This is a genomic window from Streptomyces capparidis, from assembly GCF_054782095.1.
Window position 1 is genome coordinate 42701 of record NZ_BAAGTD010000012.1, and the last position, 16065, is coordinate 58765.

The window sequence follows — 16065 nt, forward strand, 5'->3', positions numbered from 1 at the left end:
CGGCCGGCGCCCGGTCACGCGCCGCCGCCGCGGGAGCCGCAGGGCTTGGGCGGGGTGCCCTCCAGCCGTCCGGCCTCGACCACGGGGGCGCCGTTCACGGTGAGCAGCAGCCGGCCGCGGTCCACCCCGGGGCGGTGCCACGCGTCGTGGAGCGCCGCCCACTGGTCGAAGGTGAGTTCCAGTGTGAGCGGCTCCGACCGGTCCTCCCGCGGGGCGGGCTCCTCCGGCTCGGAGGAGCCGAGCGCCGCGGTGCGCGCCACGTCTCCGACCATGCTCTCCCGCCTCCCGGGTGACCGACGCCTGACAGGACCGCAGGGAGGGTTACCGGTGGCGGCCTCCCGGCAACCGGCCCGCCATGGTTTTCACACGATCGGACCGGGCACGGCCCGGTGGTCCCTGCCCGGTCGCCACTTCCCCATTGCGGACGGATTCCGGCCGCAGTGTGCGCCAGGCTGGTGCCATGGCGAACACGAGCACACGCATGCTGCGGCTGTTGTCCCTGCTCCAGCACCACCGGTTCTGGCCGGGCGGGGAGCTGGCCGACCGGCTCGGGGTGAGCCCGCGGACGCTGCGCCGGGACGTGGACCGGCTGCGGGAGCTGGGGTACCCGGTGGACGCCTCCCGCGGGGTGGCGGGCGGCTACCAGTTGCGGGCCGGGACGGCGCTGCCGCCGCTGGTGCTGGACGACGACGAGGCGGTGGCCGTCGCCGTGGGGCTGCGCACCGCGGCGGCCGGCGCGGTGGCCGGGGTGGAGGAGGCGTCGGTGCAGGCGCTGGCAAAGGTGGTGAAGGTGATGCCGCCGAGGCTGCGCCGCCGGGTGGAGGCACTGGGGACGTACACGGTGCCCGCCCTGTTCGAGGGCCCGACGGTGGACGCGGCCGCGCTGACGGTGATCGCCCAGTGCTGCCGGGACGGGGAGCGGCTGGCGTTCGGCTACACCACGCACTCCGGCGAGACCGCGTCCCGCCTGGTGGAGCCGCACCGGCTGGTCGCCCTGGAACGCCGCTGGTACCTGGTGGCGTGGGACGTCGAGCGGCACGACTGGCGCAACTTCCGCCTGGACCGGATCACGGACCCGGAGCCCACCCGGGCCCGGTTCCGGCCGAGGGAGCTGCCCGGCGGCGACCCGGTGGCGTTCGTGCGCGCCGGGATCTCCGGGCTGTGGCGGCGCAAGGAGGCCCGGGTGACGGTGCGGGCGCCGGCCGCCGAGGTGGAGCCGGCGGTGGGCCGGTGGGTGACGGTCGAGCCGCTGGACGCGCGGAGCTGCCGGATGGTGCTCAGCGCGGACTCCTGGCACTGGGTGGCCATGGCCCTGGGCGTGGTGGGCGCCCCGTTCGAGGTGGAGAGCCCGCCCGAGCTGCGGGAGCACCTGCGGTCGCTGGGCGAGCTGTTCACGCGGGCCGCGGGGGCGGGCGGGGAGGACGGGGGCGCGCAGGCGGGTCCGGACGCGCGGGAGGACGGGGGCGCGCGGGAGGACGGGGCGCCGCGGCCGGTCCGGTAGGTTCCGCCCATGGCGCGGGGCCCGGAGGAGCGGTCGCGGACTTCGGGCGGCTCGCGTGCTTCCTCGCCGACGTGGACCACGGCGGGTTAGGCCGCGCCGCGGCGGCCCGGTACCTGTCGCGGCCGTCGCGGTGTGCGGCCCGGCCGTCGCGGTGTCCGGTGCTCGCGCCGGGCAGGGCGGCCGGCGTCGCCTCACGAGTGCCGATTCGCGGGCGCCGCGCCGCGCCGCCCTTCCCGGGGCGGCCCGGGTCCCCACCGGGCTGCTGCCCGGAGAGTCGCACACAACGGGCCCGCCCCGCACCCGGCGGCGGGGCGGATCACGCCGCGGACCGGCCGGGCCGGGCGGGCGGGCGGCACTCAGGCCGGTGAGGGTCGGGCGCCGCCGCGTTGTCGCGGGCGGACAGTTCCCGGCCGCCGCCGGGCCCCGGCGGCGCGCGGGGGCGGGCCGGGGGCGGGGGCGCCGGGAGCGGAAGATGGCCGGAAGCGGTCGGCGGCAGCGGCCCGCGGGAGCCGGGAGCGGGCCGGCCGGGTCGGATGCGCCGGGAGCGGATGCGGTCGGCCGCGCCGTGGACGTCGGTCCTGCCGTCCAGGATCTCCCGGGCGAGGTCCACCGGCGCGCCGTAGGGGGCGTCGACGCCCTCGCCGCCGGCGTGCGGGTAGGCGACGGCGGTCACGCAGGCGAAGCGGGCGTTGCCGGCCGGGAGCGGCCGCAGCAGGACAACGGCTCGCATCATGAGACGAATCTTCTCACCATCCGGTACGCCCATTAGGTTGAGCCGCAGTCGCCGTCGCCTCGCGGAAAGGGCCCGCCATGTCCCGGAAGGCCGTCTATCCCCACGGTTTCCACGCCAGCGTCCTGCGGGGCCACAGCCGCCGCACCGCGGCGAACTCGGCCGCCTACCTCCTGCCGAGCCTGGAGCCGGGGATGGACCTGCTGGACGTCGGATGCGGGCCCGGGACCATCACGGCGGACCTGGCCCAACTGGTGCGGCCGGGGCGGGTCACCGCCGTGGACGCCTCGGCCGAGGTACTGGAGCGGGCGCGGCGGACCGCCGCCGCACGCGGGGTGGACAACGTCGAGTTCGTCGAGGCCGACGTCCACGCGCTCGGCTTCCCCGACGGCGCGTTCGACGTCGTGCACGCCCACCAGGTCCTCCAGCACCTGGCCGACCCGGTGGCCGCGCTGCGCGAGATGCGGCGGGTGTGCCGGCCGGGCGGGGTGGTGGCGGCACGGGACGCGGACTACCTGGCCATGGCCTGGTTCCCGGAGCCGCCCGCCATGGCGGAGTGGCTGGCCCTGTACCGGAAGGTGGCGCGGGCCGGCGGCGGCGAGCCGGACGCGGGGCGGCGGCTGCTGTCCTGGGCGCGCCGGGCGGGCTTCGCCGACGTCACCGCGACCGCCGCCACGTGGTGCTTCGCCACCCCCGAGGACCGCGCCTGGTGGAGCGGCAGTTGGGCGGAGCGCGTGACCTCCTCGACCCTGGCCCGGCTCGCGGTCGAGGGCGGCCACGCGACACGGGACGACCTGCTGCGCCTGGCGGCGGGCTGGCGGGAGTGGGGCGAGGCGGAGGACGGCTGGTTCGCGGTGCCGCACGGGGAGGTGCTGTGCCGCGCGTGAGGGGGCGGGTCGCGCGGACACGGCCGGGCACGACATGATCGGATGTGCCGGACACGCAACCCGTACAGGAGGGAGCCATCATGGCAACCACCCGCACCGCGCACACCGTTTGGGAAGGTGACCTGTTCAACGGCAGCGGCACCGTGACCCTCGACTCCTCCGGGCTCGGGGAGTACGCGGTCTCCTGGCCCTCCCGCGCCGAGGAGGCGAATGGGAAGACCAGCCCGGAGGAGCTGATCGCCGCGGCGCACTCGAGCTGCTTCTCCATGGCGCTGTCCAACGGGCTCGCCAAGGCGGGGACCCCGCCGACCCGGCTGACGACGAAGGCGGATGTGACGTTCCAGCCGGGCACCGGGATCACCGGCATCCACATCACCGTGGAGGGCGAGGTCCCGGGTCTCGACGAGGCCGGGTTCACCAAGGCCGCCGAGGACGCCAAGGCCAACTGCCCCGTCAGCCAGGCGCTCACCGGGACGACGATCACCCTGTCGGCCTCGCTGGCCTGACCGGGACGGCCCGGCCGCGCCCGCCCCGCAGGCACCGAACGGGGCGGGCGCGGCACGAGCGCCACGGGCGCGGCGCGTCCGCGCCCTCTCGACGACGCCGCCCGGCCGCCGCCGGGTGAGCAACACGGCCGCCTCGCGCGTACCTCCCCTCGGGGGCGCGTCAACGAGGAGGTCGATGTGACCACCGGCCCTGCCCCCGGGCAGCCGTCCGAGCCACGAGTCATCGAGCCGACCCGGATCATCGGTCCGCGCCGCGGCTCCGGGTCCGAACGCGTCGGGATGTTCCGGCCCGTCCCCTGGCCACCGCCCCCGCGCGAGCAGGACCGGACGGGGGACGGGAACCGCGGTCCCGGTGCCGGCCCCGTCCCCGACGACGGCCCCGGTGGACGGGGGCCGCGAAGGCGGCGCGGGGCGGCTGGGCGGCGGGACGTTCCGCGGAAGCGGCCGGGGACCCGGGCGGAGCCGGAGCCGGGCACCGCGCCGCGGCGGGAGGTCGCCGCCGGGGGAGGGCACCGGGCGGGCCGGGCGCGCTCCCGGTACGCGCGGCGGGCGCGGGCGCTGGCCGGGCGGCGGCGGGCCCGGGTGGCGGTGAAGGTCGCGGCGGGCGGCGGGGCGGGGTTCGTGCTGGGCGTCCTGCTGGTGCACGGCGGCGTCCTGCCGTCCTCCTCCGCCGGGGAGCGGCCCGCGGCGCCCCCGCGCCGGGAGACGGCCGGCACACCGTCCCCGCCCCCGGCGCCCCTGCCCGCGCCGCGGCTCCCCCGCTCCGCGCGGCCCCCGGCCGGCGACCCCCGGGTGCTCGGCCCGGGCGACAGCGGCCCGGCGGTGTCCGACCTGCAACGGCGGCTGCTGCGGATCCCGGACGTGTACCCGGGCGGAGCCGTGGACGGGCGGTACGACCGGGCCCTCGCCGAGGCGGTGGCCCGCTTCCAGTCGTGGTACGGGATCCGCGGGGACGAGGAGGGCGTGTACGGGGACGACACGCGGCGGGACCTGGAGTCCAGGAGCTGACGCCCACCGGGGCGGACGCGGACGCGGGACCGGCCCGCCCCCGGTCAGGGGGTGAGCGCCGTGGGCGTGCCGTCGGCGCGCGCGGGCGCCTCGGCTCCCGCCGTGCCCGCCGCACCGGGCGAGGCGGCCGCACCGGGCGCGGGGCTGCGCTGGGGGACCTGGAGCGCGAACAGCTCCTTCAGCCGGGCGATGCGCCGCTCCACCGACACCGAGCAGCCGTGCTCGCGGATCTCGCCGAGGGTGCTGCGCATCGCCGTCACCGACGCCCGGACCGCCTGGTTGGCGTAGATGCACAGGGAGAAGCCCGCCCGGTGCAGTTCGGCCGAGGTCACCTGCGGGTAGGTGGTGGGGACCGCCACCAGCGGGACGTCCTTGCGCCCCCATCGGCGGGCGAAGTCCAGCACCTCCTCGCCGTCCTGCGACCTGGAGTGGATCAGGATGCCGTCGGCGCCCGCGTCCACGTAGGCGTCGGCGCGCTCGGCGGCCTGCTCGAACGTGCCGCCGGTGATGAACGTCTCGGTGCGCGCGATCACCACGAAGCCCTCGCCCGACTGGGCGCGCTTGGCCGCCCTGATCTTGCGGCAGAAGCCGGCGACGCTCTCCATGACCTGCTCGCCGTCGCCGAGGGAGTTGCGCTTGGGGAAGACCTTGTCCTCGATGCACACCCCGGCGATGCCCGCGCGCTCGTACTGGTCCACCATCCGGGCCACGTTCGCCTCGTCGCCGAAGCCGGTGTCGCAGTCGGCCAGGGCGGGCAGGTGGCTGGCCTCGTTGACGGAGCGGGCGGCGGCCAGGAACTCCGTCATCGTCAGGATGCTCTCGTCGGGCACCGCGTGGGCGGCCGAGACCCCCAGGCCGGACACCCACAGCACGTCGAACCCGGCCTCCTGCGCCAGCCGCGCGCCGAGCCCGTCATGGACACCGGCGGCCAGGGCGAGCCGTCCTCGCCGCATCGCCTCCCGTAGGCAGGCACGCTTCCGCTCCGCTTCGCTCACCTGAGAACTCCTTCTGGCCGTTCGATCCGGCCGTTCGATGGACGCAAGGGCGTGCATGGCACGGGCGGGCGGGCCCCGGAGCCGCGCGGGACCGCCGACCGGTCACGGCCGTCGAACCTAGGGCCGAACACCGAGTGAACCAGGAGTGAACGGAGCGTGTCCGAGGAGAGTCACCGAAATTAATGACGTGTGTGCTCCTGGTGCCCACACCGGGGGCGGCGGGGCGGCGGGACCGGCACCGCACGCGGTCCCGCCCGGCGCGACGACTCCCTTGGTTGCGATCATCCGCCTTTTCGAATTGCCCGCATTGATGCTTTTGATGGTCAATCGGCGCATGCGCCTTGTGTCGCCGCGACGACAGCCCGCGGAAGGGCGATCGTATGACCATGCGAAAGAAACCCACCCGGTCCGGCGAGCGGATCGAGCCGGAGTAGTGATCCCCGCCGCGGACTTCGCCGACCGCCTGCTCGCCGCGGGGTTCGACGCCGCGACCGGCGTTCCCTGCTCCTGCTTCGGCGGCCCCATCGTCGAACTCACCCGCAGGGGCCGCTACACCCCGGCCGTCAACGAGGGGGCGGCGCTCGCCCTGGCGGCGGGCGCGACCACCGCGGGCCACAGGACGGTGGTCCTGCTCCAGAACTCGGGCTACGGCAACCTCGTCAACCCGCTCACCTCGCTGCTGATGCCCTACCGCATCCCCGTGCTGGCCTTCATGAGCCTGCGCGGCTGGCCCGACCCGGGAGGCGACGAGCCGCAGCACGCCGTCATGGGCGCCACCACCCACGACCAGCTCGACGCCGTCGGGGTCGGGCACTGGACGCTCTCCCCCGCCGCCTCGACCCTCGACGAGGCGCTGGCGCCCGCGCTGGCCGAGCTCGCCGAGGGCCGCCCGGCGTTCGTGCTCGTCCCCAAGGGCGCCGTGGGCGCGGCGCGGGACGACGGCGGCACCACGGGGGCGCCCCGCGCCGCCGCCACCCGGGCGCAGGTGCTGCGGCGGATCACCGAGGCGCTGCCCGACGCCGCCTACGTGGCCACCACCGGCTACACCTCCCGCGAGTTGTTCGCCGTCTGCGACAGCCCCCGCAACTTCTACATGCAGGGCTCCATGGGGCACGCCCTGCCGTTCGCGCTCGGCGTCGCCCGCGCCGCGGAGCACCGCCGCACGGTGGTGCTCGACGGCGACGGCGCGCTGCTGATGCACCTGGGCAGCCTGGCGACCGCCGCCGCCGTCGCGCCCCCGCAGTTCGTGCACGTCGTGCTGGACAACGGCGTCTACGAGTCCACCGGCGGCCAGGCCACCGGCAGCGGCGCGGTGTCCTTCGCCGGGCTGGCCCGCGCCGCCGGGTACCGCGCCGTCCACTCCTGCCCGGCCCTCGCCGACCTCGACGCCGCGCTGCGCGCCGTCACCGAGGGGCCCGGCCCGCACCTGATCGCCGTGCGGACCGCGGCGCACGGCACCGGGCAGGCGCCGCCCCGCGCCACGAGCGCGCTGTCCGCGCGGGACATCCGCGAGCGGTTCGCGGCCGCGCTCGCGGGGACCGGGACCGAACCCGCGACCGAGCCCGGGGCCGGGACCGCACCGGCCGACGCCCGCTGAGAGGGAGCACCGTGCCGAATCCTTCGTACCTCACCCTCAACCACGTCGCCGGCGAGTGGTGCCCGCCCGTCGGCGGCAAACTCCAGGAGAAACGGAACCCGGGCGACCTCGGCGACGTCGTCGGCGAGTTCCCCGAGTCCGGCCCGGAGGACGCCGCCCGGGCCGTCGCCGCGGCGACGGAGGCGGCGGAGGAGTGGGCCGGGCTCGGCCCCGTCCGCCGGGCGGAGGTGGTGGACCGGCTGGCCGGGCTGCTCGCTTCGCACGCCGACCGGCTCGCCCGCGTGATCGTCCGCGAGCACGGCAAGCCGCTGCGCGACGCGCGGGCCGAGGTGGAGCGGGCCCGCGCGATCACCGCCTTCTTCGCCGGGGCCGGGCGGCGCCTGTCGGGCCGGACGGAACCGGCCGACGAACCGGACACGCTCGCCCTGACCCTGCGCGTGCCCATCGGCGTCGTCGGCCTGATCACCCCGTGGAACTTCCCCCTCGCCATCCCGGCCTGGAAGCTCGCCCCCGCCCTGGTCGCGGGCTGCACGGTGGTGCTCAAACCGTCGCCCTGCACGCCCCTGACGGCGGCGGCGCTGGTGGCCCTCGCGGTGGCCGCGGGAGTGCCCCCCGGCGTGGTCAACCTGGTGCAGGGGGACCGCGCCGCGGGCGAGGCCCTGGTCGGCGACCCCCGGGTGCGGGGCGTGTCGTTCACCGGCTCGGTGCCGGTCGGCCGGGCCATCCAGGTGGCGGGCGCGCCCCGCTTCCTGCGCACCCAGCTCGAGCTCGGCGGCAAGAACGCCGTGGTGGTGCTCGCCGACGCCGACCTCGACCGGGCCGCCCGCGCCGTCGTCGCGGGGGCGTTCGGCCAGTCGGGCCAGCGCTGCTCCGCCACCAGCCGCCTGATCGCCGATGTGCGGATCAAGCGGGAGCTGACGGAGCGGATCACCGCCCTCGCGGCCGGTCTGCGGGTCGGCCCCGGCCTGGACGAGCGCTCCGACCTGGGGCCGCTGATCAGCGCCGAGCGCATCGCCGCCTGCGAGGACGCCGTCCGGCGGGCGGTCGAGGAGGGCGCCGTGGTACGGGTCGGCGGCGACCGCCCCGCGGGCCCGCTGCCGGACGGGTACTGGGTCCGGCCCACGGTGCTCGACGGCGTCCGGCCCGGCAGCGCGATCGCGCAGGAGGAGGTCTTCGGGCCGGTGCTCGCGGTCATCGAGTGCGACGGCTACGAGGACGCCGTCCGCCGTGCCAACGCCGTGCGGTTCGGGATGTCCGGCACCATCTTCACCCGCGACCCCCGACGCATCTTCCACGCCCTCCGCGACCTGGAGGCGGGAATGGTCCACGTCAACCGCCCGGGGGTGGGCGCGTACCCGCACCTGCCGCACGTGGGCACGAAGGAGTCGCAGGCCGGCCCCGCGGAGTGCTCGGTGGAGACGCTGGACTTCTACACCGAGATCCGCTCCGCCTGCATCTCCTACGGCTGACGCCGCGGAAGCCGGGGCCAGGGGCCGGGCCCCGGGGGCACAGCCCCCTCAGGACTCCGGGGCCCGGGGCGGAGCCCCCGGTGGGGGTCCAGGGGGCTCCGCCCCCTGGACCCACCGGGGGCATCCCCCACCCCCGCCCCCACGCCCCGGCAGCAGGAAGCGAAGGCGGCCACGAGAGAAAGGAACCGTCATCTTCCAGACCGCGACCGGCCCCCGCCCAAGAAGCCGCTACTACGGCTGGCGTCTGGTCACCGCGCTGGGCGTCCACTCCATCGTCGCCTACGGCACCACCCAGTACCTGTTCGGCGTGCTCCTCACTCCGGTCTCCGCCGCCTTCGGCGGCTCCCGCACCGACATCTCCTCCGCCTACTCCGTGTCGCTGCTGGTGTCCGCCGCGGTCGGCGTGCCCGTCGGCCGGATCGTGGACCGGCGGGGCGCCCGCGCGGTGCTGGTGTGCGGGTGCCTGGCCGGGGCGGTGTCGCTGGCCGCCCTCGCCGCCAGCCCCGGCCTCGGCGTCTTCTTCCTGGTGTGGGCGTTCGGCATCGGCACGACGATGGCGCTCACCCTCTACCCGGTCACCTTCGTGGTCGTCACCAACTGGTTCGACCGCCGCCGGGGCCGGGCCATGGCGCTGCTGACCACGCTCGGCGGCCTGGCCTCGCCGCTGTGCGTGCCGCTCTCCGGCTGGCTGATCTCCACCTGGTCCTGGCGCACCGCCCTGGCCGTGCTGGCCCTGGCCCAACTCGCCATGGTCCCGGTCGCCGCGGTGTTCGTGCGCCGCCGACCCGAGGACCTCGGGCTGCGGCCCGACGGCGAGTCGGCGGCGGGCTCCGGCCCGCCCGCCGCCCCGCCGGCGGGCCACGCGCCGGGGCAGGCGGTGCGCTCCGCCGCGTTCTGGTGCCTGACCTCGGCGGGCTGCGCCGCGATGCTGGCGGCCACCGCGCTCCAGGTGCACCAGGTGCCGTACATGATCTCCAAGGGCCTCTCCCCGGTGCCGGCGTCCGCGGTGTCCGGGCTCGCCGGGCTGGCCAGCATCCCGGCGCGGCTGGTGCTGAACACCTTCGCCGACCGGGTGGAGAGCCGCAGGCTGCTGTGCGTGTCGGTGGGCGCCATGGCCGTGTCGGCGGTGGTGCTGTGCGTGGCGGACAGCACCTGGATGTTCGTCGTCTACGCGCTGCTGTTCGGGGCCGGCTACGGCGGCTTCAACCCGTTGCGCGCCACCGCTCTGGGCGACCAGTTCGGGCGCCTGCACTTCGGCGCCGTCACCGCCTGGCAGAACGCGGCCGTGTTCCCCGCGGCGGCGGTCGGCCCGGCGCTGACCGGTCTGCTCTTCGACGTCAGCGGCGGCTATCTGCCGGGGCTGTTGGCCGTCGTGGGCTGCACCGCACTGGCCGTCGTCGCCGCCGCCCTGACCCCGGCCCCGAAGCCGCGGCGCGAAACCTAGCCCGGCCCGGCGGCCCGGCGGCCCGGGGGCCCGGGGCCGCCGGGCGGGGCGGCTCACGCCCGCGGCTTCTCCGCGACGACGAAGACCCGGCGGACCGGCAGCACCGTCCCGTGGGGCCGCTCCGGGTAGGCGTCGCGCAGCAGCGCCGCGTACTCGGCGGTGAACTGCTCCCGCTCGCCGTCGTCCAGGGCGGCGAGCACGGGGCGCAGCGCCGTGCCGCGCACCCACTCCAGCACCGGGTCGGGGCCGGTGAGGACGTGCAGATAGGTGGTCTCCCAGGCGTCCACCCGGCACCCGAGGCGGGCCAGGCGGTCCAGGTACTCCTCGGGTGGCGCCACGACTCCGCCGCGGTCGGGGATCGCCGCGAGCTTCCCGCGCCACCGCGGGGCGTGCCGCAGCTCCCGCAGGATCGTGTGGCTCGGGGAGTCGAAGTTCCCCGGCATCTGGAACGCGAGGACCCCGCCCGGCGCCAGGGCGGCCACCCAGCCGGGGAGCAGCTCGCGGTGCCCGGGGATCCATTGCAGCGTGGAGTTGGACAGCAGCAGGTCGACGCGGCCGGTGGGCCGGTAGGCGGCCACGTCGCCGAGTTCGAACTCCAGTTGCCCCGGCACCCGCAGCCGCCGGGCCGCCTCGATCATGGCCGGGGAGTTGTCGATGCCGGTGACCCGCGCCCCCGGCCAGCGGCGCAGGAGCTGCTCCGTGAGCGGTCCCGGGCCGCAGCCGAGGTCCACGATGTCGCGGTACTCGCCGGTCAGGGGCGTGAGCAGATCGTGGAACGGGCGGTCGCGCTCGGTGGCGTGGCGCAGGTAGAGACCGGGGTTCCAGTCGGTGGTCACGGTGGCCATGATGCCCCTCACGCTCCCGCCCTGCGGGCGAACCAGGACTCCTCGGCGAGTCCGCGCGCCCGCAGGACGGGCAGGACGCCCTCGCCGAACCAGTACGCCTCCTCCAGGTGCGGGTAGCCGGAGAGGACGAACTCGTCGATGCCCATGGCCGCGTACTCCTCGATGCGGTCGGCGACCTCCTCGTGGCTGCCGACCAGGGCGGTCCCGGCGCCGCCGCGCACCAGGCCGACGCCGGCCCACAGGTTGGGGGCGATCAGCAGGTCGTCGGCGGATCCGCGGTGCAGTGCGGACATGCGGCGCTGGCTGACGGACTCGGTGGTGCGCAGCGTCTCCTGGGCGCGGGCGATCTCGGCGGGGTCCATGCGGTCCAGGTGGCGCCGCGCCTCCTCCCAGGCGTCCCGGGCGGTGTCCCGGGTGATGACGTGCACGCGCAGGCCCACGCGGATGTCGCGGCCCTCCTCGGCGGCGAGCTTGCGGATCCACCGGGCCTTCTCCTCGACCTGGTGCGGGCGCTCGCCCCAGGTCAGGTAGACGTCGATGTGGCGGGCCGCGACGGGCCCCGCGGCCGGCGACGAGCCGCCGAAGTACAGCTTCGGCAGCGGCTCGGGCGGCTGCGGGGTGACCGCTCCCGCCACGTGGTAGTAGCGGCCCTCGAAGTCGAACGGCTCGCCGCGCCAGGCGCCGCGGACGACCGTGAGGAACTCGTCGGTGCGGGCGTACCGCTCGTCGTGGTCCAGCCAGTCGCCGTAGCGGCGCTGCTCCGTGGACTCGCCGCCGGTGACCACGTTGAGCAGCAGCCGGCCCCGGGACAGCCGCTGGAAGGTGGCGGCCATCAGGGCGGCCTGGGTGGGGGTCATCATCCCGGGGCGGAAGGCCACCAGGTACTTCAGCCGCTCGGTCTCGCGGGTCAGGGCCGCCGTCAGCAGCCAGGCGTCCTCGCACCAGCTCCCCGTCGGGGTGAGCATCCCCTCGAAGCCGAGCTGCTCCACCGAGCGGGCGATCTGCGTGAGGTACTCGATGTCCGGCGGTCGGCGGGCCGCGGCCGCCCCGCCGACCTCGCGGATGCCGTGCCCGGGGGTGATGAGGTGGCCGCCGCCGGTGATGCTGCGCGTGTCCCCGGCCGTGGGCAGGAACCAGTGGAAGGTGAGTGTCATCTGCCGCCTTCTTCTCGCTCGTGCGGGTGTTCCGTGGTGGTGACGGGGCCCTTGGCGCCCGTCCCGGCGCCGCCGCCGTGCGCGCCGTGCGCCGCCCGGGGCGCGCCCCGGCGCAGGGCGCGCCACGGCACGGCGCCGGCGGCCAGGGCCGCGCCTCCGGCCATGACCGTGAAGCCCAGCCGGTGCAGCCCGGCGTCGTCGGCCGTGCTCCCGCAGACCAGTTCGACGATCACGGCGGCGGCGGTGGCGCCCACGTACTGGGAGGTGCGGTACAGGCCGGAGGTGGTGCCCATGTCCCGGGCGGGGGCGGCGGCGTACATCGCGACCTGGTTGCCGAGGTTGTTGAAGCCGCTGGGCAGGCCGAGCAGCGCGGTGAGCGCGAACAGCAGCGGCAGCGCGGTGGCCGAGTCCGTGGTCACGGCGAGCGCCGCGCCCCCGGCGAGCAGCGTCACCGAGCCGATGAGCTGGATCCCCCCGTACCCCCAGCGCTTCTCCGCCGCGGTGGCGAGCGCCACCGAGGCGGCCCCCGCGGCGGCGATGGGGAACATCACCGCGCCGATCGCGGTCGTGTCCAGGCGCGCGGAGTCGTGCAGCCAGCGGGGCAGGCCGTAGAAGACCGCGTAGAAGACCGCGTAGGTCACGGCGGTGCGCGCGTAGGCCAGGGTCAGGGCGGGCCGGGCGGCGAGCATGTTCACGTCGACGAAGGGGGTGCGGGTGCGGCGCTCCCAGCGGCAGAACGCGGCCAGGGCGGCGGTCGCCGCGGCGAGCAGCGGCCAGGCCCGGCCTTCGGGCAGGGCGAGCAGGCCGCAGATCAGGCAGGTGACGCCGGCGGTGAACAGGCCGAGCCCCGGCAGGTCGAGCCCGGCGAGCACGGACCGGGCGCCGCCGCGGCCCGTGCGCCGGGCCGGTTCGTCGGGCGGGCACCAGCGGTGGACGGCGGCCGCGGCGACGGCCGCCAGCGGCACCGTCACCAGGAAGGTCGCCCGCCAGGAGAGGTGGGCGGTGAGCAGCCCGCCGAGGGCGGGGCCGAGCGCGACGGTGGCCTGCGAGTAGCCGGCGACGACACCGAGCGCCCCCGCGGGCCGCGCGCCCGACCGCCCGGCCTGCCGCCGGATGATGGCGACGCCCGCGGGGAACTGGGCGGAGGTGCCGAAGCACTGCGCCACCCGGCAGGCGATGAGCCAGCCGAGGCCGGGCGCGAGCGCGGCGGCCACCGACGAGGCGGAGGCCAGGGCGAGACCGGACAGGAAGACCCGGCGGTGGCCGAGCAGGTCGGCCAGGCGCCCCATGGTGGGGGCGCCCACCGCTGTGGTCAGGTAGGCGCCGGTGATCAGCCAGGAGGCGGCGGTCCCGGCGTGGAACTCGTCGCGGACGGCGAGGACGGCGACGGCCATCATGGAGGAGTTGACCGACTGCGGCACCGTGCCCAGGCCGATCGCGTGCGGCAGCCCCCCGCCCCGGTGCGGGTCCTCCGCGCCGCCCGGTGGCCGGGCCCTGGTCACCGGTGGAACCGTTCGAAGAAGCGCCAGGCGGCCTCGCTCGCGTGGATCTCCCGGGTGGTGGCGCCGAACCGGGCCGGGACGGGGTGGCTCGAGCCCGGCCAGGTGTGCCCGCCGTCGGTGACGGTGTAGAGGTCCACGGCGGCGCCGTCGCGGCAGGCGGTCCAGCGGGCCAGGCGCAGGTGCGCGGTGACGGCGCGCCGGGCCGGTGCCGCGGCGCAGCCGTCCAGGCGCGCCCAGGTGCGGGCCGCCTCCGGCACCGGGTACCGCCAGTGGGCGGCGCCGCCGCCGTCGTAGGGGTTGAGCTCGTCGAGCAGGCCGTGGAAGGCGATCACGGGCACCGGGCGCCGCGGGGCGCAGGTCCGCGGGTCGGGCCGGGAGGGGTCCGCCGGGTCGGGGTTGCCGGCCCGCAGCCCGCCCACGGCGGCGATCGCGGCGAGCCGCTCCGGGGCGTGGCAGGCCAGGGCGGAGGCCATCCGGGCGCCCCCGGAGTACCCGGCGGCGTAGACCCGGTCCGGGTCGGCGCAGCCCCGCTCGGTGAGGGTGCGCACCACGTCGAGCAGGAAGCGGATGTCGTCGCGGGAGCCGGGCGGCACCGGTCTGTCGCCCCGGATGGGCACCCCGGGGACGTTCCACGCGTGGCCGTCCGCGCCGAGCGGGATCGCGCCGTCCGGGGCGGCCACGACGAAGCCGTGCTCGTCGGCGACCCGGGCGAACTCGCTGTTGGCCTGCTGCTGGGCGCCGTTGAGCGCGCTGCCGTGCAGGTTGAGGACGAGCGGCGGCCGCCGCCGGTCCCGCAGCGGCGGCAGGTGGACGAGGACGGGGTGGCGCGCGCCCTGGGAGACGACCGTGACGGTGGTGGTGCCCGGCCGCCGGTCCTGCCCGCACGCGCCGTCCGCGGCCCGCTGGTCCCCGTCGGCGCCGGTCGCCGGGGCAGCCCCGAGCACCCCCAGGGCGAGCGCCGCGGCGGCGGCCGCGAGGCCCCGGCGGCCGCGCCCGGGGCGCGCCCGGCCGGCGGCGGCGTGGTCACCGCGGGCACACCGGGCGCGCTCGCGCATCGCTTCGCACACGTGGCAACTCCTTCGGGCCGCTGTTCGGTGGTGGGAGGAACCGCGAGGTCAGGCGCCGAACGTAGAACCGGACGCGGCGTCAACACGGGCCGGACACGACGCCGCACGAATGAGTCACTGAAAGTAATTACCCATGTACTCTCGGTGCGTGCCAAGTGGGCGAGCGGTGCGCGGGCGCCGCGCCGAGCAGTGAGGAGCGAGCGGTATGGGCATGAGAAGCGACATCATCCTCGAGGACACCACCCTGCGCGACGGGGAGCAGGCGCCGGGCGTGGCCTTCTCCAAGGTCACCAAGACCAGGATCCTGGACGCGCTGATCGACGCCGGGGTGCGCTGGGTGGAGATCGGCATCCCGGCCATGGGCGGGGAGGAGCTCGACTTCATCCGCTCGGTCGCCGACCGCCAGGACCGGGCCCGTCTGGTGGTGTGGAACCGCGGTGTCAGGGAGGACGTCGAGCGCTCCCTCGACCTGGGGTTCAAGGCGGTCCACATGGGCCTGCCGACCTCCTCGCTGCACCTGCGGGAGTCCGTCCGCAAGGACCGCTCCTGGCTGCTGAGGACGGCCCGCGAGATGGTGGCCATGGCCAAGGACCGCGGCGCGTTCGTCTCCATCAGCGCCGAGGACATGGCGCGGACCGAGATCGGCTTCCTCCAGGAGTACGCCGGTGTCGTCCGCGAGGCCGGCGCGGACCGCCTGCGGATGTCGGACACGGTCGGCCTGCTCACTCCCGAGGGGTACGGCGAGCGGGTCGCGGCGGTCGCCCGCACCTGCGACATCGACATCCAGTGCCACGCCCACAACGACTTCGGCCTGGGCACCGCCAACACCCTCGCCGGCCTGATGGCGGGCGCCCGCTACTTCCACGTCACCGTCAACGGCATCGGGGAGCGCGCCGGCATGGCGTGCCTGGCCCAGATGGCGGTCACCCTGGACAAGCTGTACGGCATCGACCTCGGCGTCGACCTGACGAAGCTGAAGGCGCTCAGCAGGCTGGTGGCCGAGGCGGCCCGCCACCCGGTGCTGCCGTGGCAGCCCGTGGTCGGCGACAACGTGTTCGCGCACGAGTCGGGGATCCACGCCAACGGCGTGCTGCGGGACTCCTCCACCTTCGAGCCGTTCCCGCCGGAGCACGTCGGCGGGGAGCGCCGGCTGGTGGTGGGCAAGCACTCCGGGCGGGCCCTGATCGAGTGGGCGCTGCGGCAGGAGGGGGTCGAGCCGCGCGAGGAGCTGCTCCAGGAGTGCCTGGACGAGGCCAGGGCGCGGGCCATCACCGGCGGCGGCGAGGTGCCGCGCCGGGAGGTCGCCGAGATCCACGCCAAGCTCGCCGGGACGACGGCGGTCTGAACCGGCGTCACCAGG

14 protein-coding genes and 1 pseudogene are annotated in these 16065 nt (G+C 76.5%); 8 read left to right on the plus strand and 7 right to left on the minus strand.

Annotated elements, in window-relative coordinates; all coding sequences use genetic code 11:
- Nucleotides 1-14 precede the first annotated feature (14 nt).
- Nucleotides 15-272 carry a hypothetical protein gene (locus ACYVO2_RS12380; RefSeq protein WP_461007767.1) on the minus strand — a complete coding sequence of 86 codons (258 nt, stop codon included), beginning with the start codon at nucleotides 270-272 and terminating at the stop codon, nucleotides 15-17.
- Between the two features lie 188 nt (nucleotides 273-460).
- Here ACYVO2_RS12380 and ACYVO2_RS12385 point away from each other — a divergent pair, with 188 nt between their 5' ends.
- Entirely contained in the window at nucleotides 461-1501 is a 1041-nt protein-coding gene (locus ACYVO2_RS12385; RefSeq protein ID WP_461007768.1) for a helix-turn-helix transcriptional regulator, read from the plus strand.
- 532 nt (nucleotides 1502-2033) lie between these two features.
- Here the strand turns inward: ACYVO2_RS12385 and ACYVO2_RS12390 are convergent.
- Nucleotides 2034-2216: pseudogene (locus ACYVO2_RS12390) on the minus strand (toxin Doc); the annotation flags it as partial.
- Between the two features lie 95 nt (nucleotides 2217-2311).
- Here ACYVO2_RS12390 and ACYVO2_RS12395 point away from each other — a divergent pair.
- From ACYVO2_RS12395 to ACYVO2_RS12405, 3 genes are all read left to right on the plus strand, one after another.
- Nucleotides 2312-3118, plus strand: a complete 807-nt coding sequence (locus ACYVO2_RS12395; protein ID WP_461007769.1) for a class I SAM-dependent methyltransferase — start codon at nucleotides 2312-2314, stop codon at nucleotides 3116-3118.
- A gap of 80 nt (nucleotides 3119-3198) precedes the next feature.
- Nucleotides 3199-3624 (plus strand): OsmC family protein, encoded by a 426-nt coding sequence (locus ACYVO2_RS12400; RefSeq protein WP_461007770.1) that lies wholly within the window; start codon nucleotides 3199-3201, stop codon nucleotides 3622-3624.
- A 177-nt stretch (nucleotides 3625-3801) separates the two neighbouring features.
- On the plus strand, nucleotides 3802-4632 hold the full coding sequence (locus ACYVO2_RS12405; protein WP_461007771.1) for a peptidoglycan-binding domain-containing protein: 831 nt from the start codon (nucleotides 3802-3804) through the stop codon (nucleotides 4630-4632).
- Between the two features lie 44 nt (nucleotides 4633-4676).
- Here the strand turns inward: ACYVO2_RS12405 and ACYVO2_RS12410 are convergent, their stop codons facing one another.
- Nucleotides 4677-5627 (minus strand): isocitrate lyase/phosphoenolpyruvate mutase family protein, encoded by a 951-nt coding sequence (locus ACYVO2_RS12410; RefSeq protein WP_461007772.1) that lies wholly within the window; start codon nucleotides 5625-5627, stop codon nucleotides 4677-4679.
- 433 nt (nucleotides 5628-6060) lie between these two features.
- Here ACYVO2_RS12410 and aepY point away from each other — a divergent pair, with 433 nt between their 5' ends.
- From aepY to ACYVO2_RS12425, 3 genes are all read left to right on the plus strand, one after another.
- Nucleotides 6061-7224: a phosphonopyruvate decarboxylase gene (gene aepY / locus ACYVO2_RS12415; protein WP_461007773.1), complete on the plus strand. Its 1164-nt coding sequence runs from the start codon at nucleotides 6061-6063 to the stop codon at nucleotides 7222-7224.
- Between the two features lie 11 nt (nucleotides 7225-7235).
- Nucleotides 7236-8693, plus strand: a complete 1458-nt coding sequence (locus tag ACYVO2_RS12420) for an aldehyde dehydrogenase family protein (protein WP_461007774.1) — start codon at nucleotides 7236-7238, stop codon at nucleotides 8691-8693.
- Nucleotides 8694-8964: 271 nt separating this feature from the next.
- Entirely contained in the window at nucleotides 8965-10137 is a 1173-nt protein-coding gene (locus ACYVO2_RS12425; protein ID WP_461007867.1) for an MFS transporter, read from the plus strand.
- Nucleotides 10138-10190: 53 nt separating this feature from the next.
- Here the strand turns inward: ACYVO2_RS12425 and ACYVO2_RS12430 are convergent, their stop codons facing one another.
- The 4 genes from ACYVO2_RS12430 to ACYVO2_RS12445 are packed head-to-tail and all read right to left on the minus strand — an operon-like array spanning nucleotide 10191 to nucleotide 14705.
- A complete protein-coding gene (locus ACYVO2_RS12430) occupies nucleotides 10191-10982 on the minus strand; it encodes a trans-aconitate 2-methyltransferase (RefSeq protein ID WP_461007775.1) in 792 nt (263 codons plus the stop codon).
- Between the two features lie 8 nt (nucleotides 10983-10990).
- Nucleotides 10991-12136: an LLM class flavin-dependent oxidoreductase gene (locus tag ACYVO2_RS12435; protein WP_461007776.1), complete on the minus strand. Its 1146-nt coding sequence runs from the start codon at nucleotides 12134-12136 to the stop codon at nucleotides 10991-10993.
- Complete coding sequence (locus tag ACYVO2_RS12440) at nucleotides 12133-13638, minus strand: MFS transporter (RefSeq protein ID WP_461007777.1); 1506 nt, start codon at nucleotides 13636-13638, stop codon at nucleotides 12133-12135. The genes ACYVO2_RS12435 and ACYVO2_RS12440 overlap by 4 nt, the downstream gene beginning before the upstream one ends.
- On the minus strand, nucleotides 13635-14705 hold the full coding sequence (locus ACYVO2_RS12445; protein ID WP_461007778.1) for a CE1 family esterase: 1071 nt from the start codon (nucleotides 14703-14705) through the stop codon (nucleotides 13635-13637). The genes ACYVO2_RS12440 and ACYVO2_RS12445 overlap by 4 nt, the downstream gene beginning before the upstream one ends.
- 205 nt (nucleotides 14706-14910) lie before the next feature.
- Here ACYVO2_RS12445 and ACYVO2_RS12450 point away from each other — a divergent pair, with 205 nt between their 5' ends.
- A complete protein-coding gene (locus ACYVO2_RS12450; RefSeq protein WP_461007779.1) occupies nucleotides 14911-16050 on the plus strand; it encodes a homocitrate synthase/isopropylmalate synthase family protein in 1140 nt (379 codons plus the stop codon).
- The last annotated feature ends 15 nt before the right edge of the window (nucleotides 16051-16065 follow it).

Bases quoted from the DNA above. Each gene is read 5' to 3' on its own strand.
- ACYVO2_RS12380 (WP_461007767.1), bottom strand. From the start codon at position 272: ATGGTCGGAGACGTGGCGCGCACCGCGGCGCTCGGCTCCTCCGAGCCG.
- ACYVO2_RS12385 (WP_461007768.1), top strand. From the start codon at position 461: ATGGCGAACACGAGCACACGCATGCTGCGGCTGTTGTCCCTGCTCCAG.
- ACYVO2_RS12395 (WP_461007769.1), top strand. From the start codon at position 2,312: ATGTCCCGGAAGGCCGTCTATCCCCACGGTTTCCACGCCAGCGTCCTG.
- ACYVO2_RS12400 (WP_461007770.1), top strand. From the start codon at position 3,199: ATGGCAACCACCCGCACCGCGCACACCGTTTGGGAAGGTGACCTGTTC.
- ACYVO2_RS12430 (WP_461007775.1), bottom strand. From the start codon at position 10,982: ATGGCCACCGTGACCACCGACTGGAACCCCGGTCTCTACCTGCGCCAC.
- ACYVO2_RS12435 (WP_461007776.1), bottom strand. From the start codon at position 12,136: ATGACACTCACCTTCCACTGGTTCCTGCCCACGGCCGGGGACACGCGC.
- ACYVO2_RS12450 (WP_461007779.1), top strand. From the start codon at position 14,911: ATGGGCATGAGAAGCGACATCATCCTCGAGGACACCACCCTGCGCGAC.